Annotated in this window: 21 protein-coding genes; 13 read left to right on the forward strand and 8 right to left on the reverse strand. The window is 72.0% G+C overall.

Going from position 1 to position 23,381, the window contains the following annotated elements; genetic code table 11:
• The first annotated feature begins 65 nt into the window (after window positions 1-65).
• Window positions 66-1,355, forward strand: a complete 1,290-nt coding sequence (locus ACIG3E_RS20310; protein ID WP_399618083.1) for a VWA domain-containing protein — start codon at window positions 66-68, stop codon at window positions 1,353-1,355.
• Entirely contained in the window at window positions 1,355-2,107 is a 753-nt protein-coding gene (locus ACIG3E_RS20315) for a hypothetical protein (RefSeq protein ID WP_399618085.1), read from the forward strand. The genes ACIG3E_RS20310 and ACIG3E_RS20315 overlap by 1 nt, the downstream gene beginning before the upstream one ends.
• Window positions 2,108-2,221: 114 nt before the next feature.
• Here the strand turns inward: ACIG3E_RS20315 and ACIG3E_RS20320 are convergent, their stop codons facing one another.
• Entirely contained in the window at window positions 2,222-2,857 is a 636-nt protein-coding gene (locus ACIG3E_RS20320; RefSeq protein WP_399618087.1) for a winged helix-turn-helix transcriptional regulator, read from the reverse strand.
• 84 nt (window positions 2,858-2,941) lie between these two features.
• Between ACIG3E_RS20320 and ACIG3E_RS20325 the strand changes: the two genes are divergently transcribed.
• The 4 genes from ACIG3E_RS20325 to ACIG3E_RS20340 all read left to right on the forward strand — a co-directional run bounded on the left by ACIG3E_RS20325 (window position 2,942) and on the right by ACIG3E_RS20340 (window position 6,770).
• Entirely contained in the window at window positions 2,942-4,153 is a 1,212-nt protein-coding gene (locus tag ACIG3E_RS20325; RefSeq protein ID WP_399618090.1) for a pyridoxal phosphate-dependent aminotransferase, read from the forward strand.
• Between the two features lie 44 nt (window positions 4,154-4,197).
• The gene (locus ACIG3E_RS20330; RefSeq protein ID WP_399618093.1) at window positions 4,198-4,815 is read left to right on the forward strand and encodes a C39 family peptidase; all 618 of its coding nucleotides are present in this window, start codon (window positions 4,198-4,200) and stop codon (window positions 4,813-4,815) included.
• Between the two features lie 48 nt (window positions 4,816-4,863).
• The gene (locus ACIG3E_RS20335; protein WP_399618832.1) at window positions 4,864-6,081 is read left to right on the forward strand and encodes an FAD-dependent monooxygenase; all 1,218 of its coding nucleotides are present in this window, start codon (window positions 4,864-4,866) and stop codon (window positions 6,079-6,081) included.
• Between the two features lie 89 nt (window positions 6,082-6,170).
• Entirely contained in the window at window positions 6,171-6,770 is a 600-nt protein-coding gene (locus ACIG3E_RS20340; RefSeq protein WP_399618096.1) for a histidine phosphatase family protein, read from the forward strand.
• A 370-nt stretch (window positions 6,771-7,140) separates the two neighbouring features.
• Here ACIG3E_RS20340 and ACIG3E_RS20345 read toward each other — a convergent pair whose 3' ends face one another.
• The 3 genes from ACIG3E_RS20345 to ACIG3E_RS20355 form a co-directional block, all read right to left on the reverse strand.
• Window positions 7,141-7,752 (reverse strand): hypothetical protein, encoded by a 612-nt coding sequence (locus tag ACIG3E_RS20345; RefSeq protein WP_399618098.1) that lies wholly within the window; start codon window positions 7,750-7,752, stop codon window positions 7,141-7,143.
• Window positions 7,753-7,782: 30 nt separating this feature from the next.
• The gene (locus ACIG3E_RS20350) at window positions 7,783-8,241 is read right to left on the reverse strand and encodes a hypothetical protein (RefSeq protein ID WP_399618100.1); all 459 of its coding nucleotides are present in this window, start codon (window positions 8,239-8,241) and stop codon (window positions 7,783-7,785) included.
• A gap of 66 nt (window positions 8,242-8,307) precedes the next feature.
• The gene (locus ACIG3E_RS20355; protein WP_399618103.1) at window positions 8,308-12,738 is read right to left on the reverse strand and encodes an RICIN domain-containing protein; all 4,431 of its coding nucleotides are present in this window, start codon (window positions 12,736-12,738) and stop codon (window positions 8,308-8,310) included.
• Window positions 12,739-13,290: 552 nt separating this feature from the next.
• Between ACIG3E_RS20355 and ACIG3E_RS20360 the strand changes: the two genes are divergently transcribed.
• The gene (locus ACIG3E_RS20360; RefSeq protein ID WP_399618105.1) at window positions 13,291-13,737 is read left to right on the forward strand and encodes an acyl-CoA thioesterase; all 447 of its coding nucleotides are present in this window, start codon (window positions 13,291-13,293) and stop codon (window positions 13,735-13,737) included.
• 11 nt (window positions 13,738-13,748) lie between these two features.
• Here the strand turns inward: ACIG3E_RS20360 and ACIG3E_RS20365 are convergent, their stop codons facing one another.
• Window positions 13,749-14,642 (reverse strand): oxidoreductase, encoded by an 894-nt coding sequence (locus tag ACIG3E_RS20365; RefSeq protein ID WP_399618108.1) that lies wholly within the window; start codon window positions 14,640-14,642, stop codon window positions 13,749-13,751.
• 116 nt (window positions 14,643-14,758) lie between these two features.
• Here ACIG3E_RS20365 and ACIG3E_RS20370 point away from each other — a divergent pair, with 116 nt between their 5' ends.
• Window positions 14,759-15,430, forward strand: coding sequence for a DNA-binding response regulator (locus tag ACIG3E_RS20370; protein ID WP_399618110.1), 672 nt, complete (start codon window positions 14,759-14,761; stop codon window positions 15,428-15,430).
• Between the two features lie 325 nt (window positions 15,431-15,755).
• Here the strand turns inward: ACIG3E_RS20370 and ACIG3E_RS20375 are convergent, their stop codons facing one another.
• Window positions 15,756-16,211, reverse strand: a complete 456-nt coding sequence (locus ACIG3E_RS20375) for an ATP-binding protein (protein WP_399618112.1) — start codon at window positions 16,209-16,211, stop codon at window positions 15,756-15,758.
• Window positions 16,212-16,403: 192 nt separating this feature from the next.
• Here ACIG3E_RS20375 and ACIG3E_RS20380 point away from each other — a divergent pair, with 192 nt between their 5' ends.
• Both ACIG3E_RS20380 and ACIG3E_RS20385 read left to right on the forward strand, forming a co-directional pair.
• Complete coding sequence (locus tag ACIG3E_RS20380) at window positions 16,404-17,234, forward strand: Scr1 family TA system antitoxin-like transcriptional regulator (protein ID WP_399618115.1); 831 nt, start codon at window positions 16,404-16,406, stop codon at window positions 17,232-17,234.
• A complete protein-coding gene (locus ACIG3E_RS20385) occupies window positions 17,234-17,482 on the forward strand; it encodes a DUF397 domain-containing protein (RefSeq protein WP_399618118.1) in 249 nt (82 codons plus the stop codon). The genes ACIG3E_RS20380 and ACIG3E_RS20385 overlap by 1 nt, the downstream gene beginning before the upstream one ends.
• Here ACIG3E_RS20385 and ACIG3E_RS20390 read toward each other — a convergent pair.
• Window positions 17,476-18,159 (reverse strand): S1 family peptidase, encoded by a 684-nt coding sequence (locus ACIG3E_RS20390; RefSeq protein ID WP_399618120.1) that lies wholly within the window; start codon window positions 18,157-18,159, stop codon window positions 17,476-17,478. The genes ACIG3E_RS20385 and ACIG3E_RS20390 overlap by 7 nt on opposite strands.
• 246 nt (window positions 18,160-18,405) lie before the next feature.
• Between ACIG3E_RS20390 and ACIG3E_RS20395 the strand changes: the two genes are divergently transcribed.
• The 3 genes from ACIG3E_RS20395 to ACIG3E_RS20405 all read left to right on the forward strand — a co-directional run bounded on the left by ACIG3E_RS20395 (window position 18,406) and on the right by ACIG3E_RS20405 (window position 21,152).
• Complete coding sequence (locus tag ACIG3E_RS20395; protein WP_399618123.1) at window positions 18,406-19,233, forward strand: MOSC domain-containing protein; 828 nt, start codon at window positions 18,406-18,408, stop codon at window positions 19,231-19,233.
• A gap of 125 nt (window positions 19,234-19,358) precedes the next feature.
• The gene (locus ACIG3E_RS20400) at window positions 19,359-20,564 is read left to right on the forward strand and encodes a Cmx/CmrA family chloramphenicol efflux MFS transporter (RefSeq protein ID WP_399618126.1); all 1,206 of its coding nucleotides are present in this window, start codon (window positions 19,359-19,361) and stop codon (window positions 20,562-20,564) included.
• 9 nt (window positions 20,565-20,573) lie between these two features.
• Window positions 20,574-21,152, forward strand: coding sequence for a TetR/AcrR family transcriptional regulator (locus ACIG3E_RS20405; RefSeq protein WP_399618129.1), 579 nt, complete (start codon window positions 20,574-20,576; stop codon window positions 21,150-21,152).
• 146 nt (window positions 21,153-21,298) lie between these two features.
• On the opposite strand, the gene ACIG3E_RS20410 is transcribed toward ACIG3E_RS20405, so the two are convergent.
• Entirely contained in the window at window positions 21,299-23,116 is a 1,818-nt protein-coding gene (locus tag ACIG3E_RS20410; RefSeq protein ID WP_399618132.1) for an alpha-L-fucosidase, read from the reverse strand.
• Window positions 23,117-23,381 lie beyond the last annotated feature (265 nt).

Consider the following 23,381-nt stretch of genomic DNA (forward strand, 5'->3'; position numbering starts at 1 on the left):
CACCCTAACCGGCGCCCTCAACTGCTTTTTTGGAGCGGACCCGCCTTGATCCATAGGATCCGCTGATGATCACCAGAAAACGGCTCGCGGCGGGGCTCTGTGCCCTGTTCGCGGCCCTGAGCATGGGCATCGCGCCCACCGTCGCCCACGCGGCCGACGAACCGGACGACAGCGAGGGCGGGGCGAAGCCCAAGGTCGAGCTGCTCCTCGACGTGAGCGGCTCGATGCGGGCCCGCGACATCGACGGCAAGAGCCGGATGGCCGCGGCGAAGCAGGCCTTCAACGAGGTGCTCGACGCCACCCCCGAGGACGTCGAGCTCGGCATCCGCACCCTCGGCGCCAACTACCACGGCGACGACCGCAAGACGGGCTGCAAGGACACCGAGCAGCTCTACCCGGTGGGCCCGCTGGACCGCACGGACGCCAAGACCGCGGTCGCCACGCTCTCGCCGACCGGCTGGACCCCGATCGGCCCGGCCCTCCTGAAGGCCGCCGACGACCTGAAGGGCGACGAGGGCTCGCGCCGCATCGTCCTCATCAGCGACGGCGAGGACACCTGCCAGCCGCTCGACCCGTGCGAGGTGGCGCGGGAGATCGCGGCCAAGGGCATCAACCTGACCGTCGACACCCTGGGCCTGGTCCCGAACACCAAGATGCGCGCGCAGCTGAGCTGCATCGCCGAGGCCACCGGCGGCACGTACACCTCCGTCCGGCACACCGACGAGCTCACCGACCGGGTGGGCCAGCTGGTGGACCGCGCGGCCGACCCGGTCGTCAACCCCGTGGCCGTCGACGGCGCCGCCAGCTGCTCGGCCGCGCCGGAGCTCAAGCCCGGCCTGTACACCGACCGCGCCGGGTTCGGCGAGCACCGCTGGTACCGCGTGGACGTGGCGCCCGGCAAGGAGCTGCGCGCGTCGGTGAGCGTGGGCGCCGACCGGGCCGTGAGCAACGACTACGGCGTGCTCCTGCGGGCCGTGACGAAGCACGACCGCGAGATCGTGCGCGGCTCGGAGGCGGGCGACGGCCGCACGGACGTGATCTCCACGGGCCTCCGGTATCCGAAGCCGGAGCGGGACGACTCCGACGACGACGCCGACGAGAAGGAGACCGTCTGCCTTCAGGTGTCCCACTCCTTCGCTCCCGCCGCCGGGGCCGCGGCCAAGGGCAAGCCCGGTCTGCCCCTCGAACTGGCCGTCGACGTCGTGGACGCGCCCGACGGCTCGTCCGACGTGGCGGCCTTCGGCCTCGGCCGCGGCTGGTGGCTGCTCGGCGCGCTCGTGCTCACCGGCTTCGTGGGTGGTGTGCTGTGGGGCTGGATCTCGCGCTGGCGCGTCGCCGTCTGGAGGACCAACTGATGCGTAGGACACGTCTGTTGGCGGCCGCTGGCCTGCTCGGCCTCGGCGCGCTGCTGGCCTCGGGACCGGCGTTCGCGGCCTCCGGTGACGATGGCAAGGAGCGGACCGACGCGGGCACTTCCTTCCGTACCGCGACGGAGATCGAGCAGGGCCACAAGGCCACGGCGAGCGCATCGACCGGTGACTACCTGTACTGGTCCTTCCCCGCGGACTCCGGCCAGCGGCCCACGGTCAAGGCGACAGTGAAGCTGCCCGGGTCCGCCGCGGAGGCGTCCGGCGCCAAGTGGCGGATCGACGTGTACGACGGCCTTCGGCGCCGCCAGTCCTGCATGTACGGCATGCAGGCGCGCAAGGCGGCGGGCGAGTCGGTCGAGCTCGCCTGCACCCTGCGCACGGTGCGCGCCTGGTCGGAGCCGTGGGCCAACGACCCGCTGCCGGGCACGTACTACGTGCGCCTGACGGCGACCGGCCTGCGCACCGCCGACCTGGGCCAGCCGGTCACCGCCGAGGTCGAGGCCACGTCGAAGGACGTCGGCGGCTCGGCGGCGGTGGACGGCACCTTGGGCGATCCGCTGGTGCCGGGCTCCAAGCCCTCCGCCGCCGAGCCCGAGGACGGCTGGTCCTCGGGCTGGTGGACGGACCGCTGGGTCTGGACGGGCGTCGGCGGCGTCCTCGCCGCGCTGGCGGGCGTGGGCGGCTACGCCCTGACGCGCGGCAACGGCAGGCCTCCCACGAGCCCGTCCGGCGTGTGAGGGCGAGCCGCGAAGCGGGGGTCCTAGGGGGCAAAGCGCCCTAGGTTTCGGGAAGGGGTGGGCCTGGGGCGCCCCACGAGGGCACCAGGCCCACCCCCGCACCAGGCCCACCCCTCACCCGTCCCGCAGCGCCTTGGCCAGCGGGCTGTCCCCGGTCACGGCAATACGCCCGTCCCGCACCCCATCAGCCACACTCAACACACCCTGCCCCACGAGCACGGCCGTCCCCGCGTCCAGCGTCATCCGCGCATCGGGCGCCGAGGGCGCGGCCCCGTCCCCGTACGAGACAACCCCGTCGCCGTCTATCCGTACGTGGAACTCCCCCTCCTCCAGGCTCAGCTCAAGCAGCCCCTCCGCCAGGGCGACGGCGTCGAGGAGCGGCAGCGCGAACCAGTGGGCGCGGACCGCGTCGGTGGGGCGGCGCTCGGCGAGTTCGGGGGCGCCCCAGGCCGCGAGGGCGCGCAGGACAGGTGTCAGCTCCCGGCCGCGCGCGGTGAGTTCGTACACGGACGCGGCGGCGGGCGGCGGCAGTCTGCGGCGGGTGGCGAGGCCCGACTGCTCCAGGTCCTTCAGGCGCGAGGCGAGCACGTCGGTGCTGACGCCCGGCAGGTCGGCGTGCAGATCGGTGTAGCGGCGCGGGCCGAGGAGGAGTTCGCGGACGATCAGCAGGGTCCAGCGGTCGCCGACGGCGTCGAGGGCACGGGCGGCGGCACAGAACTGGTCGTAGCTACGGCGCGGTCGATATGGCATGCGTCGCAGTCTAGACAAGCTGTTGGACTTTCCAAGCTCCCGCTTGGTAAAACCAAGGAACCCACGCTACGGGAGGCACACCGCATGGAGTTCCGGCAGTCCAGCAAGCTCAGCGAGGTCTGTTACGAGATCCGGGGCCCGGTCATCGAGCACGCGAACGCCCTGGAGGAGGCGGGCCACAGCGTGCTGCGGCTGAACACCGGCAACCCCGCCCTGTTCGGCTTCGAGGCGCCCGAGGAGATCGTCCAGGACATGATCCGGATGCTCCCGAGCGCCCACGGCTACACGGACTCCCGAGGCGTCCTGTCCGCCCGCCGCGCGGTGGCGCAGCGCTATCAGGCGCTGGGCATCGACGACGTCTCCGTAGACGACATCTTCCTCGGCAACGGCGTGTCCGAGCTGGTCACCATGGCCGTGCAGGCGCTCCTGGAGGACGGCGACGAAGTCCTCATCCCGGCCCCCGACTTCCCGCTGTGGACGGCCGTGACCACCCTCTCCGGGGGCAAGGCCGTGCACTACCTGTGCGACGAGCAGGCCGACTGGTACCCCGACCTCGACGACATGGCCGCGAAGATCACCGACCGCACCAAGGCCGTCGTGATCATCAACCCGAACAACCCGACGGGCGCCGTCTACCCGCGCGAGGTCCTCGAAGGCATCCTCGACCTGGCGCGCCGCCACGGCCTGATGGTGTTCGCCGACGAGATCTACGACCAGATCCTGTACGACGACGCGGTGCACCACAGCGTCGCCGCGCTGGCCCCCGACCTGGTGGTGCTCACCTTCTGCGGGCTCTCCAAGACGTACCGGGTGGCGGGCTTCCGCTCCGGCTGGCTGGTCGTGACGGGCCCGAAGCAGCACGCGCGGGACTATCTGGAGGGCCTGACGATGCTGGCCTCCATGCGGCTGTGCGCCAACGCGCCCGCCCAGTACGCGATCCAGGCGGCGCTCGGCGGCCGGCAGTCCATCCACGAGCTGACCGCGCCGGGCGGCCGCCTGCGCGAGCAGCGCGACCGCGCCTGGCAGAAGCTCAACGAGATCCCCGGGGTCAGCTGTGTGAAGCCGAAGGGCGCCCTGTACGCCTTCGCGCGCCTGGACCCCAAGGTGCACGCCATCCACGACGACGAGAAGTTCGTCCTGGACCTGCTGCTCCAGGAGAAGATCCAGGTCGTCCAGGGCACCGGCTTCAACTGGCCGCACCCGGACCACTTCCGCATCCTGACGCTCCCGTACGCTGACGACCTCGACGCGGCGATCAGCCGCATCGGCCGCTTCCTGAGCGGTTATCGCCAGTAGCCCCGCGCGGCCCCGGCGCCGGGGCCGCCACCGCGACGAGGAGCATGCCCGTGGCCGACTGCCCCACCTGCCGGGTCCCGTCCCTGACCCAGTTCGCCTCGCCCGGCCTGGTCGGGAAGATCGTGTACGAGGCCCACGACGCGGCCGACGACCCCGCCTGGCGCGATTCGGGCGCGGCCACGCTCGACGACTACGCGCGCTGGTGCAAGCACCTGTGCGGGCTCACCTGTCTGCGGATGGCCCTCGGCGAGGGCGCGCCCTCGCTCTTCGAGCTGCGCGACGGGGCCCTCAAGTACGGCGCGTACACGGAGGACCCCGGCGACGGCACGATCAAGGGCCTGATCTACGCGCCGTTCGTCGAGTACGTGCGCGAGACGCACGGCATGGAAGCGGCGGTGCACCGGCACCTGACGCTCGACGAGGTGGGCGACCTCGTCGACTCCGGGCACACGGTGATCACGTCCGTGCACTTCGAGATCCGCCGCCCGGGGCGCCCGGCGCCCGGCCGCGGCGGGCATCTGGTCCTGGTCACGGCGCGCACGGCGGACGGGAGCCTGCACTTCCACAACCCCTCGGGGATCGACGCGCCCACGCGCACGGCACAGCTCCCGCGCGCGGAGTTCGAGCCGTTCTTCGCCGGACGCGGTGTATCCATGCGCTGACCGATGGTCATGACAGGACGTCACCCGCCCTGTCAGGATGGCGCGATGATGCATTCGGGCAGGGTCGCCGTGGTGGGCGGCAGCGTCGCGGGCTGCGCGTCCGCACTGGCCGCGCACCGGGGCGGCGCGGACGAGATCACCGTGTACGAGCGGGCGGCGGGCCGCCTCGCCGACCGGGGCGTGGGTCTTGCCGTCCACAACTCCCGCTACGCGGAGCTGGAGTCGGCGGGCTATCTGGACGCGGACATGCAGTGGGTGCAGCTCGTCAGGCGCCGCTGGTACGTGCGCGACGACGCGGCACCGGACCCGCGCGGGCACGCGATCGCGGTGACGCCCTTCCCGTTCCGGACGTACAACTGGGGCCCGCTGTGGGGCGAGTTGCGGCGCCGGGTGCCCGAGACGGTCACGTTCCGCACCGCCACGGCGGTCACCGGGGTGCGGGCCTGTCCGGGCGGGGCCGTGGTGGAGACGGACGACGGCACGGAGCGGTTCGACGTGGTGGTCGGCGCGGACGGCTACCGCTCGGTGGTGCGCGAGTCGGCCTTCCCCGGCCTGCGGGCCGCGTACGCGGGCTATCTGGCCTGGCGCGGCGCGTACCCCGAGGAGCGGCTTCCCGATCCGGAGCTGTGGGGCGCCGAGGACTGCGTGTACGCCGTGTTCGACGGCGGCCACCTGATCCTCTACCGCATCCCCGACGGCATGGGCGGGCGCCGCGTGAACTGGGTGCTGTACACGGCGCCGCCGCGCGGCCTGGACGCGGACCTGGCCTTCGACGATCCCCGGAGCCTGCCGCCCGGCGGCCTCACCGACACCCTCAGGGGCCATCTGTCGTACGTCGCCGACGTGCTCCTGCCGCCCTACTGGGGCGCGGTGGTACGCGCCACCGCACCGGCCGAGCTCTTCCTCCAGCCCATGTACGACTACACCGCGCCGCGCTACACCCAGGGCCGGGTGCTGCTCGCGGGCGACGCGGCGACGGTGGCCCGGCCGCACACGGGCGCGGGCGCGGTGAAGGCCCTCCAGGACGCCACCGTCCTGGAGTCCGCCATCACCACGGCGGTGACCTGGCCCGACGCCCTGGAGTCCTACGACGCCGACCGCACGGTCGCGGGCCGCACGATGGTCGACCTGGGGCGGCGCCTGGGCCGCGCCTTCGTGCAGGAGACCCCCGACTGGCGCTCCCTCGGGCAGGCGGGCCTTGAGGCGTGGTGGCAGCGGGCGGACGGCGCGGGGGCGTTCGGGGGGCGGGAGCTGCGGCGGAGGTGACGGCTGCGGCGCCGGTGGACCGATCATGGAATACGGCCACCGCCGCGACGGTTCTCACCAGGCAGAACCGAGCAGAACGGAACGCGCGCATGGGTGACCTCCTCCTGGTCCGGCACGGCGAGACCGCGTGGTCGCTGTCCGGCCAGCACACCAGCTGGACCGACATTCCCCTCACCGACCACGGCCGCGAGCAGGCGCGGGCCCTCGCGCCGCTGGTCGGGAAGTACCGGGTCGACGCCGCGTTCACCAGCCCGCGCCAGCGGGCGCGGGAGACCGCCGCGCTCACGGGCTTCGCGGACGCGCGCGTGGACGACGATCTCGCCGAGTGGGACTACGGGGCGTACGAGGGCGTGACGACGGTGGAGATCCACCGGACGCGGCCCGACTGGTTCCTCTTCACGGACGGCGTGGCGGCGGGGTCCCCGGAGCATCCGGGGGAGTCTCCGGCGCAGGTCGGGGCGCGGGCCGACCGGATGCTGGCCAAGGTCGACGCGGCCCTCGCCAACACGGAGGGGAGCGTGCTCCTGGTCGCCCACGGGCACTTCCTGCGCGTCCTGGCCGCGCGGCGGCTGGGGCTTCCCGCGGCGGCGGGGGCGCACTTCCAGCTGGCCACGGGCACGGTCAGTCGCCTCAGCTTCGAGCACGGCCGCCCAGTAGTAGCCACCTGGAACCTACGCCCCTCGGCATAGCGCCCCCTCACCTCCGCCGCGCTGCCTCTCCCCCACCCACCCGCCCTCCATTCGCCCTCCGGGCTCGCCCTCAATCGCCGGGCGGGCTCTTCCCCACCCACCCGCCCCTCCATCGCGCTGGCGCGCTCGTCCTCAAACGCCGGACGGGCTGGATGGTGCCGGTGCGGGCCGGATCTCGACTGCGGATCGCGTCTCGGCCGCAGACGGAATCCGGCCCGCACCGGAGACTTTCAGCCCGTCGAGGGGGTACCCCCTGCTCCTTAAGAGCTTGGGGGAGTTTGAGGACGAGGCGCGGAGCGCCGACAAACGGGGGCACGGGGGCGGAGCCCCCGGATCGGGAAGGGGCGGGTCTGGGGCGCCACCGCGAGGGCTAGGCGCGGCGTGGGGACACCAGCAGAAACCGGCGCCCCGTCCGCGCGTCGCCATGCTCGCTGACCAGCCACCCCACCCGCTCAAGCACCGCACCGCAGGCCCGCACCCCCTCCCCCGAGGCCTCCCACACCTCCACCACCCCCGGCTGCACCGCGTCCACCACGCGATACCCCTCCCGGCCCGCCGCCTCCAGGGCTATCGCCACGGCCCGCACCCGGTGCGCCCGCTCCCACGCGCAGGGGACCTCCCGGTCACCGCCGGGGTTCGTCATGCGCCGCATCTCGACGATGCCGAGCCAGGCGCTCCGCACCTCGCGGGCTCGCGCGGCCCCGTCCTCGACAGGCGGGTCCTGCGCGGCGCCGGTGCGGGGCGTGAAGACACCGGCAGGCGCCTCCACGGGCGCCGTCTCGGGGACGGCCGCCACCGGCTCCTCGCGCACACGGTGGCCCGCGGGCGTCAGGAAGTACGCGTGCGGCGGGCGGGGGTGCCGGAAGGCGAGCCGCAACCGCACGAGCGCGGCGAGCTGCGCCTCAGTCCCCCGCAACCGCCCCGTCACGGGATCCGCGCCCGCGATGATCCGCCGCTGCCCTGCTGTCATCGGCTTGGCCATGCTGGTGATGGTGCCGCACGGCACTGACAGTCAGCCGCTTGCCGGTGGAACGAAGGTGGGCCGCAGCGCGGGTGGAAGGTCGGCCATGGTTCCGAACACCAGAACGCTGTCAGGGTTCGCGCTGTCGTTGTCCGGTGTCGCGATGATTCCCGATGTCAGCAGGATCTGGATCAAGGGGCTCTGCATATGGAGCCCTACCGTCCCGGGGTACCGGACGACCGGCGCTTCGGGGTTCCCGGCGGTGAGACTGTCGACGGCGGCCTGGACCACGGCGGGGTCGCATCTCCACACCACCGATACAGAAGCCGAGGCCGTCTCACCGTCGGGGTCGACGTGGACCACGGCCCCGGGCCGGTCTTCCGTACCCGCTTCCCCTTCGCGGAAGGCAGGCAGACCGGCACTGTGGAGTGCCTGGACCACCTGGGCGGCCAGCGCGTTCCGGGCAGCGAGGACTTCAGGGGACGCGCGAACAAATCCGTACTCAGACATAGCACCCTTCTTCACTGACAGAGCGTGGTGGGCGCCCCTCGGACGCCCACCACTCACACGAGGTCCCTACTGCTCAGCGGACCGCGGCGCCAGCTTCCTCCCTCCGAACCCCCGGATCATCCGGTAGAGGAGGTCTGACGAACCGGGGCCTTCGGGGACGGACCAAGAGATCGGGGTCCCCGCGGCGAGTTTGTCCTCCAGCAAGGGCCCACACACCGAGCAGGGGCTCCGTTCGGTGTAGAACTCCGTGATCTTAGACGGCTTGACGTCCTTCGCCGCCAGCTGGTCCAGGATGTGGTTCTCCGAGTGGTAGCCGCCCCCCTTGCTGAAACCGACCACGAGGTCACCGGTCTTGGGGTCGTTCCACCCGGGGACCCGCGCGACCGCCACGTTCCGGCCGGACGTGAAGCCAGCCGCGGTTCTGGCCTTGTACGCCATGCGACTGAGGTCGGTACTGCCGTAGACGATCATCCCCGCACACGGATCGCCGCCGCGTGCGGCCGACGCGCGGATCCCGGTCCGGGTGCACGCCTTGACGAAGCCGTCAAGGAGCTTCGAACCGATGCCCTCGACCGCCTCATCGCTGAGGCCCGCACCCCTCAAGCCGTCCCAGGCACCGGCGATGTCGTCGCCCGACTTGAGCGCCCGGTCCAGCTTGGTGATGGCCCGGACGGCGTCTTCGATCTTCTTGCCGGGAACGAAGTTCGCCGCGGCCCAGGCGCAGCCGTCGGCGCTGCCGTGCCAGCAGTCGACGAAGTCCTTGATGAGGAGGTCGTACGCGAACTTCGCGATGACCTTGGCGATGCCTTCGAGGATCTCCAGCTTGGTGAAGTTGCGGGTGATCTTCTTGGAGAGGTTCTTGAAGGTCTGCGTGCCCAGGAAGGCGGTGTCCTTCGACGGGCAGCCGGCCTTGGTGGCGGGCACCTCCGGGTTGGTGCACAGGTAGAAGTCGACGGTGGCGTCGAAGGTCACCTTGAAGTCGACGGTGCAACCGCCGAGTCCGATGTCGATGACGCAGTCGTTGAGCTGCTTCGGGTCGCCGGACAGCTCGATGCCGTCGACGACGTAGAAGGCGTTGCCGATGCCGGTACCGGCCCCGTCCTTGACCTGTTTGTTGGCCTTCTTGCGTGCGGCCTCCTCGGCTGCCTGCTGGGCCTCGTCCGCGTACTTCTGGGCGTCCTTGGCGGCTTGTTCGGCCGCTGCGGCGTCCTCCGCGGCCCGGTCGGCGGCCTGGCGGGCCTCCTTCGCCGCCGCCTCGGCCTGGGCCGCGGCCTCGCGGGCCGCTTCGGCGTCGAGTGCGGCCTGGTCGGCGGAGTCGCGGGCGTCCTTGGCGTGGTTCTCGGCGCGGGTCGCGGCCCGGTCGGCGGCCGCGGCGTCCTCGGTCGCCTGTCGGTCGTATTCGATGGTGCGCGCCAGGGAGGCCGCGGCCTTGGACGCCGCGTCCGCTGCCTCGGCGGCGTACGTGATCGCGTTCTTGGCGGACTTCCGGGCGTCCGCGGCGTGACCGGCGGCCTTGGCGGCCCAGACATAGGCGGCTTTCGCGTCGCCGGTGGCCGCGTTCGCGAGGCTGTCGGCCTGCTTGGCGTTCTCCTCCGCGTTGTCCGCGTGCGCCTGGGCGACGGCCCGCTGCTGTTCCGCGATCGTCTTCGACGACTGGCCGGTCAGTACGGCGAGACCGGCCGCGGCGTCCCTGGTGATGTACGGGGAGCCGAGTTGGACGGCGTCGTTGGCCGGGGCGGCGACCTGTTGGGCGGAGTGACCGGCCGCGACGGCGGCCTGCGCCGTGACGTAGGCGTGCCCGGCGGCGTCCGCGGACGCGGAGATGGCCTTGGCCGCCTCCTTCTTCGCCGCGTCGGCGTTGCTCTTGGCCGTCTTGGCCTGCTCCTCGGCCTTGTCGGCGAGTTCGACGGCGGTCTTGGCCGCCGTCGCCGCCGCGCCTGCCGCGCTGATGGCGTCGGCTGCGGCACTCGTGGCGGTCTTCACCGCCGCGTCGGCCTTCAGCTTCGCGGCCTGGGCCGCGTCGGAGTCGGAGCGGGCGCGCTTGGCCGCGGCCTCCGCGCGCGTGGCGGCCGCGTCGGCCTCCGCGGCCGCCTTGGTGGCCGCGTCCGCGTCCGCCCGGGCCTTGCCCGCTTCGGATTCGGCCTTGTCGGCTGCGGCGTCGGCCGCGTCGGCGGCTTCCCGGGCGCCCTTGGCGTCGTCCGACGAGTCGTGTGCTTGGGCGTACGCTTCCTTCGCGTCCGCCTTGGCGCGTTTGGAGTCGGCCTTCTGCTCGGCGTCCCACGCGTCGTCGCGGGCCTCGCGCGCCTTGTCGCTGGCCTCTTCGGCGCTCTTGCGCTTGGTCGCCGCGGTGGAGGCCGCGGACTCCGCCTTGTCCTTGGCGTCCTTGGCCTTCGTGGCGTGCTCTTGTGCGCTGGTCTTGTGCTTGGACGCCTCGGCCTGCTTCGCGGCGGCGGTCAGCTTCTCCGCCTTCGCCGTGGCCTCTTCCTTCTCGGCGGCCACCCGCTTGGCGTGCGCCGTCGCCGCGGCGGCCTTCGCGTCGGCCTCGGCGTCCTCCGTCTCCTTGAGCTTGGCCCTGGCGGTGTTCCGCTCCTCCTTGGCGATCTTCTCCTGCTCGGCCGCGCCCTCCGCCGCGTCCTTGGCCTGCTGTTCGGCCTCCTTGGCCGCGGCGTTGCGGAACTGGGCCTTGACCGCGGACGCTTGGGCGCGGGCCCGGTCGGCGATCGTCGCGCTGTCCGAGGCGGACGCCTTGGTGGCCTGGTAGGCGGTCTTCCCCGCTTCGACCATCGCCTGGAGGGCCGCGAGGGACGCCTGGGTCACCTGCGCCTTCTGCTCGCCCACGATGAGCCCTCGGCCGCGGGGCGCCCCGTGGGAGTCAGCGATCTTGTAGGACGCGCGCTTGGCCAGCTCGGTCCGGGTGGCGGCCTTGGAGGCGATCACCAACTGGGCGTTGAGCACGCCGAGCTGGCGCTTGGCTTCTTCCTCGGCGTCCGCGATGCCCTTCTTCGCCTGCGCGAACTGGGGCTTCGTGGGGTATTCGAGGTCGCCGGTGCCGTTGTTCCCGGACGGCTTGACGTCGAACTCCTGGTGCCCGGTGCCGCCGCAGTCCCACAGCCGTGCGTTGGACCCGTTCTCGTACTTGGGCAGGTCGAGGCAGTTTCCGGTGCCCACGTTCTTGAGCGTGCTCGTCCCGCGCGTGGAGTACTGCCACCTCTGTGCCGCCGAGCCGTTGCACCGCCAGATCTGCGCGGCCGCGCCGTTGGCCGTGCTGGCGCCCTTGACGTCGAGGCACTTGCCGGAGTTGACGTTCCGCAGGCGCTCCCCGTCGATCTGCCACTTCTGTGCGGGCGAGCCGTTGCACGTGTACAGCTGCACCGGGGTGCCGTTGGCCTTGCCTCCCCCTTGGACGTCGAGGCACTTGCCTTGGGCGTCGTGCACGTACACGACCATGGGGCTGTCGCCGATCGCCCCCGGGCCTCCCAGGGACCAGTAGTTCTGCCAGCGGGTGAGGTGGTCGGCCGCCCAGGACTGGCCCAGCATCTCGCCCAGGGCCTGGCTGCCCGTGGACAGCGCCTGTGTCGTCTCCTTGTTCGCGGTCAGGATGTCGTCGCGCTGGGTGGCCTGGGAGGCGATCTCCTCCTGCCACTCCTTCGTCGCGGTGGCGACCTCCTTGCCCAGCACGCGGCTCGGGTCGAACGGGCCCTGCCACGCGCAGGCGCCGAACCGCGTCTTCAGGTCCTCCACCGCCACCCGGAACGGCAGGCTGCCCTCTTCGGAGGCGACGCGCGTGAACCCACCGGTCGTCAGGAACAGCCGGGCGTCGTCGGCCGACAGCGGGCGGAACGTGTCCTTGGTGAGGGCCTCCCACGCCTCGTGCTCGGCGTACGCCTTCCGCCACTCGTCGGTGGGGAGCGACGCATCCGGGTCCTTCCCGTACAGCGGGCCGCCCAGTTCGCGGACCTTCGCGGCCTCCGTCTTCCCGGCCTTCGGCGTCGGGTCGTCGTAGAAGCCCCCTTCGTCCTTCCAGAACTGCTCGCTGATCCACGAGAGGTAGCCGACCTGGTTGAAGAAGCTCTTCTCGCCGTCGGGGGCCCAGTGGAATCCGCTCTCCGTGAAGCCCCCGGGAGTGGGCAGCCCGCTGAGGGGCTCCTCCCAGACGTCCGCCCGCTCGTCGAGTTCGTCGGCCTTCTTGTCCGCCGCCGCCTTGTCCTTCGCGAACGCCTTGCTGAGGGGGGTGCCCTCCCAGTAGTCGCGGTTCGCCGCCACCCGCAGCTTGTCCGGTGACTGCCCGAGCGCCTCCTGTGCGGTGGCGAACATGCTCGGTCCGCCCATCCGCAGCACTTCGGCCATCAGGCACTGGTCCTGCCGGAGTTGGTCGGCCCCCTTGGGGTCGAACCCGTCGTAGGAGTCCGCCACGGGAGCGCCACGGTCGCGCGTCGTCAGGTCCGGGTGGACGGCGAGCGTCGCCAGAACGGCCAGGGCCAGGAGCAAGGGAAGCAAGAAGACGTACGTACGTCTCTTCCGCCCCCGAGTCGGCAAGAGGTGTCTTACGGAACCCACGAAGATCCCTTCACAAGTGGAGTGAAGGCACACCGGGGGAAGGCATGAAGGCGTACGGAGGCATCAAGCCGGGTGCGCGCGGCACGCCCCCCGGTGTGCCGGTCCAGTCGGCGCCGGTGCGACAGGGTGGTCCAGACCTGCGAGGCGCCGGAGTCACCTTAGGTAGATGCCACTAGCACTTAACAAGGGGTAACGGCGTATGCGCGGTCGGTTGACGCGAAGGGATCGCTCGTCCGCCCCCAGTCGAGCTTGTGTGAATTCCGTGTCCTGCCTGACCACATTCCGTGAAGCATGTGTGAACCTCGACAGATCGCACCGTGGTGGCGGCGAGCCGCGGTTGGCTGGAAAGGTGTGTCTGTCGGCGGCCAGCTTCGCCGACGCAAAGGGTTGCTCCCGGGTGGGGCGGGCTCGGGCAGCGTGGTCAGGAATGCCCGGTGGCCGTGGGGAGTTGAACGCCCTGCAAGTCGTGTACCGGACAGGAGAGGGAGCACCGTGGCGCAGCAGCAGGGGGAGTCCGGGGTGGGGGTGTACTCCGTCGGGATCACCGTCCGTGGGTACGAGACGGATACGCAGGGGCATCTGAACCAGGCCGTGTACCTCCAGTACGCGGAGCACGCGCGGTGGTCGATCCTGATGGCGGCGGGGATCCGGCAGGCGGACCTGATCGAGAAGGGCGTCGGGCCGGTCGCCTTGGAGAACACGCTGCGGTACCGCAGTGAGCTGCGGGCCGGGGAGGAGGTCTCCGTGTCGTGCCGGTTCCTGTGGGGCGAGCGGAAGACCTTCCGGATCGAGCAGGTCTTCACCAAGCCGGACGGCACGGTCGCCGCGGAGCTGACCGGTGTGGCCGGGCTGCTCGACCTGAAGGAGCGGCGGATGGTCGACGACCCGACGGAGTACTTCCGGGCGCTCGCGACGGACGCCCGGGTCCTCGGCCTGTAGACCTCAGGCGGTCAGGCCGCGCCCAGTGCCGTCAGGTCCTCCGTGTCCAGGGTGAGCGCGGCCGCCGCCACGTTCTCCTCCAGGTGCGCGAGCGACGACGTGCCGGGGATGGCGAGGACCGCCGGGGACACGGAGAGCGACCAGGCGAGCCCGACCTGCGCGGCGCTTGCGCCGTGCCGTTCGGCGACCTTGCGCAGCGCGGCGAGGTGCGGCGCGCCCGCGCCGCCGAGGGGGAAGAACGGCACGAAGGCGATGCCCTGGCGGGCGCACAGCTCGACCAGGGCGTCGGCCTCGGCGTCGCGGGACACCGGGCTGTAGCGGTTCTGCACGGCGGCGACCGGCGCGATCCGCTGGGCCTCGGCGAGTTGCGCGGCGGTGGCGTTGCTGACGCCGAGGTGCCGGATGAGGCCTTCCTCGCGCAGTGCGGCGAGGGCTTCGAAGCGGCCGTCGCCGGGGCCGTCCTTGCTGAGGAAGCGCAGGTAGACGAGGTCGAGGCGGTCGACGCCGAGCTGGCGCAGGTTCCGGTGCACGTCGGCCTTGAGCTTCTCGGGGCCCGCGGCGTCCAGCCAGTCGTGGTCCGGGGAGCGGTCGGGGCCGACCTTCGTGGCGATCACCAGGTCGTCCGGGTAGGGGTGCAGGGCCTGCCGGATGAACGCGTTGGCCGACAGGTCCTTGTAGAAGTAGAACGCGGCGGTGTCGATGTGGTCGACGCCGAGTTCGACGGCCCGGCGCAGCACGGCGACGGCCGCCTCGGGGTCCCCCGCGGGGCCCTCCCAGGTGCGGCCGGGCAGCCGCATCGCGCCGAAGCCCATGCGGTTCACGGGCAGGTCGCCGCCCAGGTTCCAGCGCCCGGCGGCGGCAGCGGGCGACTTCGTCTCGTGCGGGGTGGTGTTCTCGTGCGGCATGGGGACAATTCTGGAGCCGGTGCGGACCGGGGCGGGGAGGGTGGCAGGTTGTTGCCAGCCGGAGCGCGAGCCGGGAGAGGCCGGGGAGAGAGGGGCCGGGGAGAGAGGTGGGCGGGATGAGCGAGGGCCACGAGGACGTCGTCACCCTGCGCGGAGAGCGGGAGCTGGTGCTGCGCGCCGGGGACCTGTTCGCCGCCGCGCGCGAGGAGTTCCTGTGCGGGGCCGCCGACCTCGTCACCTGGTCGGGCGGCGTCAACGCCGTCTTCGCCGAGGGCAAGCGCCCGCCCCTGCCGAAGCCCGCGCCGCGCGACGGCCTCGCCATGCGCAAGGTGTACACGCGGCGGGCCCTCGGCGACGCGTACTCGGAGCGGCGGCTCGCGGCGATCGCCGCCTCCGGCGCGGACGTGCGGATCTCGTCCGCGCCCCTCGCCCGCGAGGCCATCGTCATCGACCGGCGCATCGCCGTCCTCGCCGGGTCGGAGTCCCGCGGCCCCCGTACGTACACGGTGGTACGGGTGCCCGAAGTCGTCGACGGAGTGCGGTCCTTGCTGTACGCGACCTGGGAGGCGGCCGAGCCCCTCGCCGACGCGCTGCGGGCGTCCGGGCCCGCGCTCGACGAGGAGGCTCGGCTGGTGCTCGGGGCGCTGACCGACGGGCTGACCGACGAGGCCGGGGCCCGGCGGCTCGGGATGTCCCTGCGGACGTATCGGCGGCGGGTGGCGGAGCTGATGGCGGGGGTGGGGGCGACGTCTCGCTTCCAGGCGGGGGTGCGGGTGCGGGGGCGGTAGGCCTCGCGGGGGCGCCCCAGGCCCGCCCCTTCCCGATCCGGGGGGGGGGGGGGGGGGGGGGGGGGGGGGGGGGGGGGGGGGGGGGGGGGGGGGGGCGGGGCGGGCGGCGCGGGGGGGGGGGCGGGGGGGGCGGGGTTTGCCGGGGGGCATTTATGGGGGGGGGGGGGGGGTGGGGGGGGGGGGGGGGGGGGCCCGGCCGGGCTCCCGGGGGGGGGGGGGGGGGGGGGGGCGGTAGGCCTCGCGGGGGCGCCCCAGGCCCGCCCCTTCCCGATCCGGGGGGCTTCGCCCCCCGCGCCCCCCGTTATCGGCGCTTCGCGCCTCGTCCTCAAACGCCGGACGGGCTTGATGGTCGCGCTGCGGGCTCGTTCTCAGGCGCCGGACGGCTTGATGGTCGTCTGCTCAGGGTCGCCCATACCGTCTTGCCGATCTCTCGGCTCTCCACGCCCCACTCCTCGGCGAGCGCCGCTACGAGGACCAGGCCCCTGCCCGACTCCGCCTCCTCCGGCGGCAGCCGGACCTCCAGCGGCGGGCCGCACTCCGCCCGGGTGTCCGACGCCTCGATCCGCAGCGTCCCCGCGAGCAGCAGCAGCCTCAGCTCGAAGCTGCGCCCGGGGACCCGCCCGTGCGTCGCCGCGTTGGCCGCCAGTTCGGCGACGATCTGGGCCGCCGCGTCGGACAGTTCGCTTCCGTAAGGGATTCCCCAGCCGTTCAGCTGGTCGCGGGCGAGCGTTCTCGCCTGCCGGGCCCCTCGCGGGCTGGCGTTGACACGCCGTGTGAACACATGTGCTGGTGTGGGGGTTTGTACCTGGGGTGGCATGCGATCCACGGTGACCGTGTGAACGCGCAGTTCGGGAGGCACAAAACTCGTACGCTCCGTAAGTGTACGAGTGCGAAACGTAGACAGCGGGGGTAACTGCCCGTAAGCATGGGCGCGTTGGCGGGGACGGTAAGCGAGCGTCAGGGGATACCCGTGATGTCGTCAAGCACGCCGGGCTCACAGGAGCCCGAACCGAGTGATGGTCTCAAGGCGTTCGGCGCCGCACTGAAGAGCTTCCGCAAGAGGGCCGGGTACACGCAAGAGACCCTGGCTCCCGAGATCGGCTACTCGACACACTTCATCGCGTCCATCGAGCAGGGCAGGCGCTTCCCGCCGCCGCGCTTCGTGGACCAGGCGGAGGCGACCCTGGACGCCTTCGGGACGCTGAGGCTGATGGTGAACCAGCTTTCGCGGCAGCGGGGGTTGGCCACGTGGTTCCGCCGGTGGGCCCAGCTTGAGCAGGAGGCCCTCAGCCTCTACACGTACGAATGCCGCCTGATCCCGGGCTTGTTGCAGACCAGGGCGTACGCGCGCACCCTGTTCGCCGAGCAGCTCCCGCCCCTCGGGGACGAACAGATCGAGGCGCAGTTGGCGGCCCGCACCGAGCGCCAGAAGTTGCTGACAGAGCGGCCGAACACGGCATACAGCTTCATCCTGGAGGAGCACTTGTTCCTGCGGTCCACCGGCGGTGCGGAAGTGACAAGGGAACTCATCGACCACGTGCTGCACCTTGGCGCGCGACGGAACATCGAGATCCAGGTCATGCCGCTGGTGAAGGAAAGTCACGCGGGACTGCACGGCCCGATCCGACTCCTAGAAACCCAGGACAACAAGTGGTTCGCCTACAACGAAGGGCAGGAAAGCGGGCAGTTCATCGCCGACCCGAAGGTGGTCAGCGTGCTCCAGATGCGGTATGCCAGGATGCGCTCACAGGCTCTCTCCCTCGAAGACTCGGTGAGCCTGCTGGAGCGGATGCGAGGAGCATGATGAGCACCCCCGAACTGGCGTGGTTCAAGAGCAGCTACAGCGGCGGTGACGGTGACGACTGCGTAGAAGTCGCCCTCGCCTGGCACAAGTCCAGCTACAGCAGCGGGTCCGGCGACGACTGCGTAGAGGTCGCCACCTGCCCCACCACCATCCACATCCGCGACTCCAAGCACCGGGCCGGGCCCCAGCTGACCGTCGCCCCGGGGGCGTGGGCCGACTTCGTGTCGTACGCGAGCGGCGCTCAGTAGCCCACGCGGAGCCCGTGCGCGCTGAGCACGGGCACCAGGGGCTGGTAGTACGTCGCCCCGCCCAAGGTGCAGTTGCCGCTGCCGCCCACCAGGAAGCCGAGCCCGGCGTCGCCGCCGAAGGCGGGACCTCCGGAGTCGCCGGGCTCGGCGCAGATGGTGGTGCGGAAGAGGCCGTGGACGGTGCCCTGCGGGTAGGTGACGGAGACGTTCACGGCCTGGACGGTGCCGCAGTGCGTCCCTGTCGTGGGTCCGACGCGGCACGCGGACTGGCCCACGACGGGGTTCGCGGCGCGGTTGACGCGGATGACCTGCACACCGGCGGCGATCTCGCTCGGATACGTGTAGTCGGGGTTGGTGAAGCGGACCAGCGCGTAGTCCTGGCCGGGGAAGACGGCCGCCTCGGTGACGCCGACCGGGATGGTCAGGCGCGGGTCGGCGTACCACTGGGTGCCCACGGCGGTGGCGCAGTGGCCCGCCATGATCCCGTAGTAGCGGGTGCCGTTGGTGGCGTTGAAGGCGACCATGCACCGGCCGGACGGGCTGTAGAGCATCGTGCCGCCGCGCAGCGGTGTCTGCGCCGGGGCGGCGGTGGCGCTCGCGGCGGGGGCCGCCACCAGGGCGAGAGTGCCGAGGAGTACGGCACACAGGAGCTGGGACACGGCGGTGCGGAGCCTCATGGCGCGCCTCCGGCGGGGGAAGGGTGGGGGCGCCGCCATTGTGGCGGAGCCGCCGTGCGCGGGCGATCGGGCGGACGTCGACCGTTACAGAAGCGGGCGCGGCCTCGCGTGGTGATCGTCTCGCTTGGGCGAAAGGCATTGCTGCCGGGCGAGTCGGCGAACAATGCTGAGGCGTACCAGGAAGATCCACGCGCAGACCGACCGAAAGGCAGCTCCCATGGACGACGTCGTCGCGATCGGACCGGCATGACAGCGGTAGTCACGGACCTCATCACGTATCCGGTCAAGGGATGCGCCGGGGTGGCGCTCACCGAGAGCGACCTGACACCGGCGGGCCTCGCGCACGACCGCGCGTTCATGGTGACCGACGACTCCGGGGTGTACCGCACCCAGCGCAAGGACGCCCGGCTCGCGGTCATCCGGCCCGAGGTCAGCTGGGACGGCGGGCGCCTGACGCTGCGGGCGCCGGACGTGGAGCCGCTGGAGATCGAGGTCGACACCGAGTCGCCGCGCCGTGACGTGGATCTGTTCGGGGCGCCGTTCAAGGCCATCGACCAGGGCGCGGAGGCGGCCCGGTGGCTGTCGGACGTGCTCGGCACGGACTGCCGCCTCGTGCGGGTGCCGCCGGAGCACGACCGGGTCACCGACGGGCTCAACCCCGGCACGTCCGGGTTCGCCGACAGCGGCGCGCTGCACCTGCTGTCCCGGGCCTCGTACGACGACCTCAACGCCCGCATCGAGGCGGCGGGGCGCGCCCCGATCACCCTGAGCCGTCTGCGGCCCAACGTCGTCGTCGACGGGTGGGACGCGCCGCACACGGAGGACTCCGTCCGGAACGTGGGCATCGGCAACGCCGAGTTGGGCTTCGCGAAGCTCGCGCTGCGCTGCGCCGTCACTCTCGTGGACCAGGTGTCGGGGGAGCGGGCTGGGCCGGAGCCTTTGCGTACGTTGGCCACGTATCGGCGGCAGGCCGGGGGTGGGGTGGCCCTGGGGGCCAAGTTCTCGGTGCTGCGCACCGGCAAGCTTGCCTTGGGCGATGAACTGGACGTCACCGTCTGGGAGTCCGCCGAGTAGTCACCTGCGGGTGCGTGGGGGTTGCTCGCGCAGTTCCCCGCGCCCCTTACGGGGCGTGCTACCGTCCACCTTAGTTTTGGAGCGACTGCTTCAAAACCATGTACACGCATTAGGGAGGGACACCCATGCCGCTCGCGGTCTACGTGTTGGCGCTCGGCATCTTTACGCAAGGGACATCGGAGTTCATGCTGTCCGGCCTGTTGCCGGGGATGGCGGAGGACTTGGGGGTGTCCATTCCCGACGCGGGGCTGCTGATCTCGGCGTTCGCGATCGGCATGGTCGTCGGGGCGCCGCTGCTCGCGGTGGCGACGCTGCGGTGGCCGCGCCGGACGGCCCTGGTGATCCTGCAAGCCGTGTTCGTGGCGGGGCACGTGGTGGGCGCGGTGGCGCCCGGGTACGGCCTGCTCTTCGTGACGCGGGTCGTCAGCGCGCTCGCGTACGCGGGCTTCTGGGGCGTGGCCGTGGCGACGGCCGTGGCGCTCGTGCCCGAGGAGGCGAAGAGCAGGGCGGTGGCCCTGGTCGCGGGCGGTCTGACCCTGGCGACGATCGTCGGCGTGCCCGCGGGCACCGTCCTGAGCCAGTCGGCGGGGTGGCGGGCCGCGTTCTGGGCGGTCGCGGCGGCGACGGTGGTCAGCCTGGTGTGCACGGTCGCGGCCGTGCCGGGCGGCGGGCGGGGCGAGGCGCCCTCCGTGCGGGCGGAGCTGCGCGGCATGGCGCGCCCGCAGCTGTGGCTCTCGTACGCCGTCACGGCCTTCGCCTTCGGCGCGGTGATCGTGACCTTCAGCTATCTGGCCGCGCTGCTCACCGACGAGACGGGCCTGGGCGAGGGGTGGGTGCCCGCGGTGCTCGCGCTGTTCGGGGCGGGCGGCATGCTCGGCCTGGTCATCGGCGGCCGGACGGCCCGGACGCACGCGGTCGCCACGCTGGCGTGGGGGCTCGGCGCGCTCGCGGCGGTCTCGGCGGTGCTCGCGCTGACCGCGGGCTCGGCGGTGGCCGTCGTGGTGGCGCTCGTCTTCCTGCTCGGCATGGCGGGGTACGTCACCAACCCCGCCCTCCAGTCACGGGTGTTCACGCTCGCGCCGGATGCGCCCACGCTGGTCGGCGCCACCAACACGGCCGCGTTCAACGTCGGCAACACCCTCGCGCCGCTGCTCGGCGGCCTCGCCATCGACGCGGGCTACGGATACGCGGCCGTCGCCTGGGTCGGGGCCGGGCTCGCGGCGCTCGGCTGCGCGGCCGCCGTGTGGGCCGGGCTCCTGGAGCGACGGGCCGCGGCGGCACCCCCCGCTCCGCCGTCGGCTAGTTTTGAGAAGGTATTCCAAAACGGGTAGGGTCCGCCCATGGCCAGGCCACGACAGTTCGACGAGGACCGCGTCATCACCGCGGCCATGGAGACCTTCTGGAGCCGCGGGTACGAGGGCACGTCGACGCGCGACCTGTGCGAGTCGACGGGCCTCGGCCCGTCGAGCCTCTACAACACCTTCGGCGGCAAGCGCGAGCTGTACCTGCGCGCGCTCGACCGCTACTACGACACGGTCACCGCCGCACAGGTCGAGCGGCTCCAGGGCCCCGGCTCCGCCAAGGAGCGGCTGCGGGCGATGATGCTGCTCTCCCTGGACAGCGACCTGGACGCGGACGACGGCCGGGGCTGCTTCGCCATCAACGCGGCCATCGAACGGGCCGGGCTCGACGGCGACGTGCGCCGGGCGGTGCGGCGCGGCTTCGACCGCGTCGAGGACGAGGTGTGCGCGGTGACCCGGGCCGGGCAGGCCGCCGGGGAGATCTCGCGCGGGCGCGACCCGCGCGAGGTGGCGCGGCTTGTGCAGAGCACGTACTACGGTCTGCGGGTGCTGGCCCGGGTGCGGGGTGAGCGTGCCGCTCTGGTGGCCACGGTGGACTCCGTCCTGGAGGGGTTGTGACCTTCGTCTGCGGGTTCGGGGGGCTTGTCGCGCCCGCGCGGCGGAGCCGCATATAGGTACAGCCCCGCGCCCCTTAACGGCTCGTCGTTGCCTGCGGGTCGTTCGTGGCTGGGCGCGCAGTTCCCCGCGCCCCTTTGGGGCGCTGGTCAGCTCGTCCGTAGTTGTGTTGACGGGATGATTTCCTGGGGCTGGTTTGGGCTGGACCACAGGAGTTTGAGGTGGGCCTCGCCGGTCCGCTCCGCGTAGTCGACGCGGATCGCGTGCCGCCTGCCCGCCTCAAGGCGCACCTGGGCCTTGTCGACTTTGGGCTCGTGCGGGCTCCAGGAGTCGATGACCAGCTTGCCGTCGATCCAGACGCGCACGACGTCGTCGGAGACCGTGGTGAGCGTGTACGTCTCCGAGCGGCGCGGCTCGACCGACCCCGTCCAGCGCACCCCGAACCGGTCCGCCGGGACGGACGGGTGCGGTGAACCCGTGTACTTCCAGGCGTGGTTGACCGTGGGGTCGGTGCGGGTGACCTTCGGGGTGCCGGACAGCTCCGGATTGTCGAAGACCTCTTGCTTGAGGCCCTTGCCGTCGCCGGGGCGGGACGCGCGGCCGGGGTCGACCCTCAGCTCGATCACGGTGGCGGTGGGGTTGGTGGCCGCCCCGGACGGCGTGAGGTCGTAGCCGTCGCCGGACTTGGCGACGGTGACCTCCTGCGAACTGCCAAGGACCCGGGCCGACTTGACCGTGAAGTCCGTGCGGGCCCTCAGGTGCAGGGACTCCCCCGCGCCCGGCCAGCGCGTGACCGCCGCGTACAGGGTGTCGCCCTTGCGGCTGACCGTGCCCCAGTCCGGCTCCTCGACCAGGCCGCCGTAGCGGGCGCCGAAGACCGCCTCGCCCTGGCCCGCCGTGCGCAGCCAGGTGCCCATCTCCTTGAGCCGGTCCACGGAGGGCCGCGGGATGCGGCCGCGCGCGTCGGGGCCGACGTTCAGGAGGTAGTTGCCGCTGCGCGAGGTCGTGGCGAGGAGGTTGCGCACCAGCGCCCCGCCGGACTTCCAGTTCTGGTCGTAGCGGGCGAAGCCCCAGTGGTCGTTCAGGGTCATGCAGGACTCCCAGAGCTGGCCGTCCACCGGGGCGTCGGGGATCTCCTGCTCGGGCGTGCCGTAGTCGCCGTCGACCACGCGGCGCTTGCCGACGCGGTTGTTGATGACCAGGTCGGGGTTCAGGCCGCGCAGATACGCCTCTAGGCGCTCGCCGTCGCGGGCGGTCCAGGGGTTGTGCGGCTCCTCGGTGTCCCACTCGCCGTCGAACCAGAGCAGCGCCGGGTCGTAGCTGTCGATCAGCTCCTTGAGCTGCGCGTACATGCGCTTCTCGTACTTCGGGAAGGTCGCCGGGTCGGAGAAGTCCGGGTCGTGCCAGTCCCAGATGGAGTAGTAGAAGCCGAGTTTGATGCCCGCCGCGTCGGCGGCGCGCTTCAGCTCGGCGAGGATGTCGCGCTTCTTGTCGAACGACGAATGGTCGCGCAAGTTCCAGGAGTTGACCTTCGTCGGCCACATCGCGTAGCCCTCGTGGTGCTTGGACGTGATCACGATGTACTTCATCCCGGCGTCCTTCGCCGCCTTCACGACGGCCCGGGCGTCGAAGTCGGCCGGATCGAACGACCGCGCCCGCCGCTCGTACTCGGCCGTCGGGATCTTGCACTGGCGCTTGATCCACTCGGCGTTGCGGCAGACCGTGCCGTCGGGGCGCGCGTACTCGCCCTCCAGCTGGGAGTACGCGCCGAAGTGGATGAACATGCCGAACCGGTCCTGGCGGAACCACTGGGTGCGCTCGGCCGTGAAGGGGTCGTCGGTGGCGTGGTCCGTGCCGGGGCCCGCGGCCCGCTGGGGCCGGGTCTCCCCCTGCGCGGGCGTCACGGCGGACAGCGGCAGGGCGGCGGCGGTGAGGAGCAGGGCGAGCGTGGTGACTCTTCGTCGCATGAGCGGCTCCTGTTCGTCTACGGACGCTCGGGTTCAGCTATGGGACGCTCGGGAACGTAGGAGCGGATACATCGGATGTCAATGGGGTCTGCTTGCTCTCTTCTGCAAACGATCCACTCCTTCCGGGCGTTCTGATCCGATGAATCGCCTCGCTTGTCGGTGTCGCGCGTGCAGCGGATTCGGTGTGACGCCTGCCGCGGGTTCGGTGGGGCGCGTGCCGCTGGTTCCCTGACGGGTGGTTAGGAGATGGGGGCCTCCGGGGCAG

This window comes from Streptomyces sp. NPDC053474, from assembly GCF_044544845.1.
GTDB lineage: Bacteria > Actinomycetota > Actinomycetes > Streptomycetales > Streptomycetaceae > Streptomyces.

Coding starts and splice junctions, on each gene's coding strand:
- ACIG3E_RS20310 (WP_399618083.1), top strand. CDS start 66: ATGATCACCAGAAAACGGCTCGCGGCGGGGCTCTGTGCCCTGTTCGCG.
- ACIG3E_RS20315 (WP_399618085.1), top strand. CDS start 1,355: ATGCGTAGGACACGTCTGTTGGCGGCCGCTGGCCTGCTCGGCCTCGGC.
- ACIG3E_RS20320 (WP_399618087.1), bottom strand. CDS start 2,857: ATGCCATATCGACCGCGCCGTAGCTACGACCAGTTCTGTGCCGCCGCC.
- ACIG3E_RS20325 (WP_399618090.1), top strand. CDS start 2,942: ATGGAGTTCCGGCAGTCCAGCAAGCTCAGCGAGGTCTGTTACGAGATC.
- ACIG3E_RS20330 (WP_399618093.1), top strand. CDS start 4,198: ATGCCCGTGGCCGACTGCCCCACCTGCCGGGTCCCGTCCCTGACCCAG.
- ACIG3E_RS20335 (WP_399618832.1), top strand. CDS start 4,864: ATGCATTCGGGCAGGGTCGCCGTGGTGGGCGGCAGCGTCGCGGGCTGC.
- ACIG3E_RS20340 (WP_399618096.1), top strand. CDS start 6,171: ATGGGTGACCTCCTCCTGGTCCGGCACGGCGAGACCGCGTGGTCGCTG.
- ACIG3E_RS20345 (WP_399618098.1), bottom strand. CDS start 7,752: ATGGCCAAGCCGATGACAGCAGGGCAGCGGCGGATCATCGCGGGCGCG.
- ACIG3E_RS20350 (WP_399618100.1), bottom strand. CDS start 8,241: ATGTCTGAGTACGGATTTGTTCGCGCGTCCCCTGAAGTCCTCGCTGCC.
- ACIG3E_RS20365 (WP_399618108.1), bottom strand. CDS start 14,642: ATGCCGCACGAGAACACCACCCCGCACGAGACGAAGTCGCCCGCTGCC.
- ACIG3E_RS20370 (WP_399618110.1), top strand. CDS start 14,759: ATGAGCGAGGGCCACGAGGACGTCGTCACCCTGCGCGGAGAGCGGGAG.
- ACIG3E_RS20380 (WP_399618115.1), top strand. CDS start 16,404: ATGTCGTCAAGCACGCCGGGCTCACAGGAGCCCGAACCGAGTGATGGT.
- ACIG3E_RS20385 (WP_399618118.1), top strand. CDS start 17,234: ATGAGCACCCCCGAACTGGCGTGGTTCAAGAGCAGCTACAGCGGCGGT.
- ACIG3E_RS20390 (WP_399618120.1), bottom strand. CDS start 18,159: ATGAGGCTCCGCACCGCCGTGTCCCAGCTCCTGTGTGCCGTACTCCTC.
- ACIG3E_RS20395 (WP_399618123.1), top strand. CDS start 18,406: ATGACAGCGGTAGTCACGGACCTCATCACGTATCCGGTCAAGGGATGC.
- ACIG3E_RS20400 (WP_399618126.1), top strand. CDS start 19,359: ATGCCGCTCGCGGTCTACGTGTTGGCGCTCGGCATCTTTACGCAAGGG.
- ACIG3E_RS20405 (WP_399618129.1), top strand. CDS start 20,574: ATGGCCAGGCCACGACAGTTCGACGAGGACCGCGTCATCACCGCGGCC.
- ACIG3E_RS20410 (WP_399618132.1), bottom strand. CDS start 23,116: ATGCGACGAAGAGTCACCACGCTCGCCCTGCTCCTCACCGCCGCCGCC.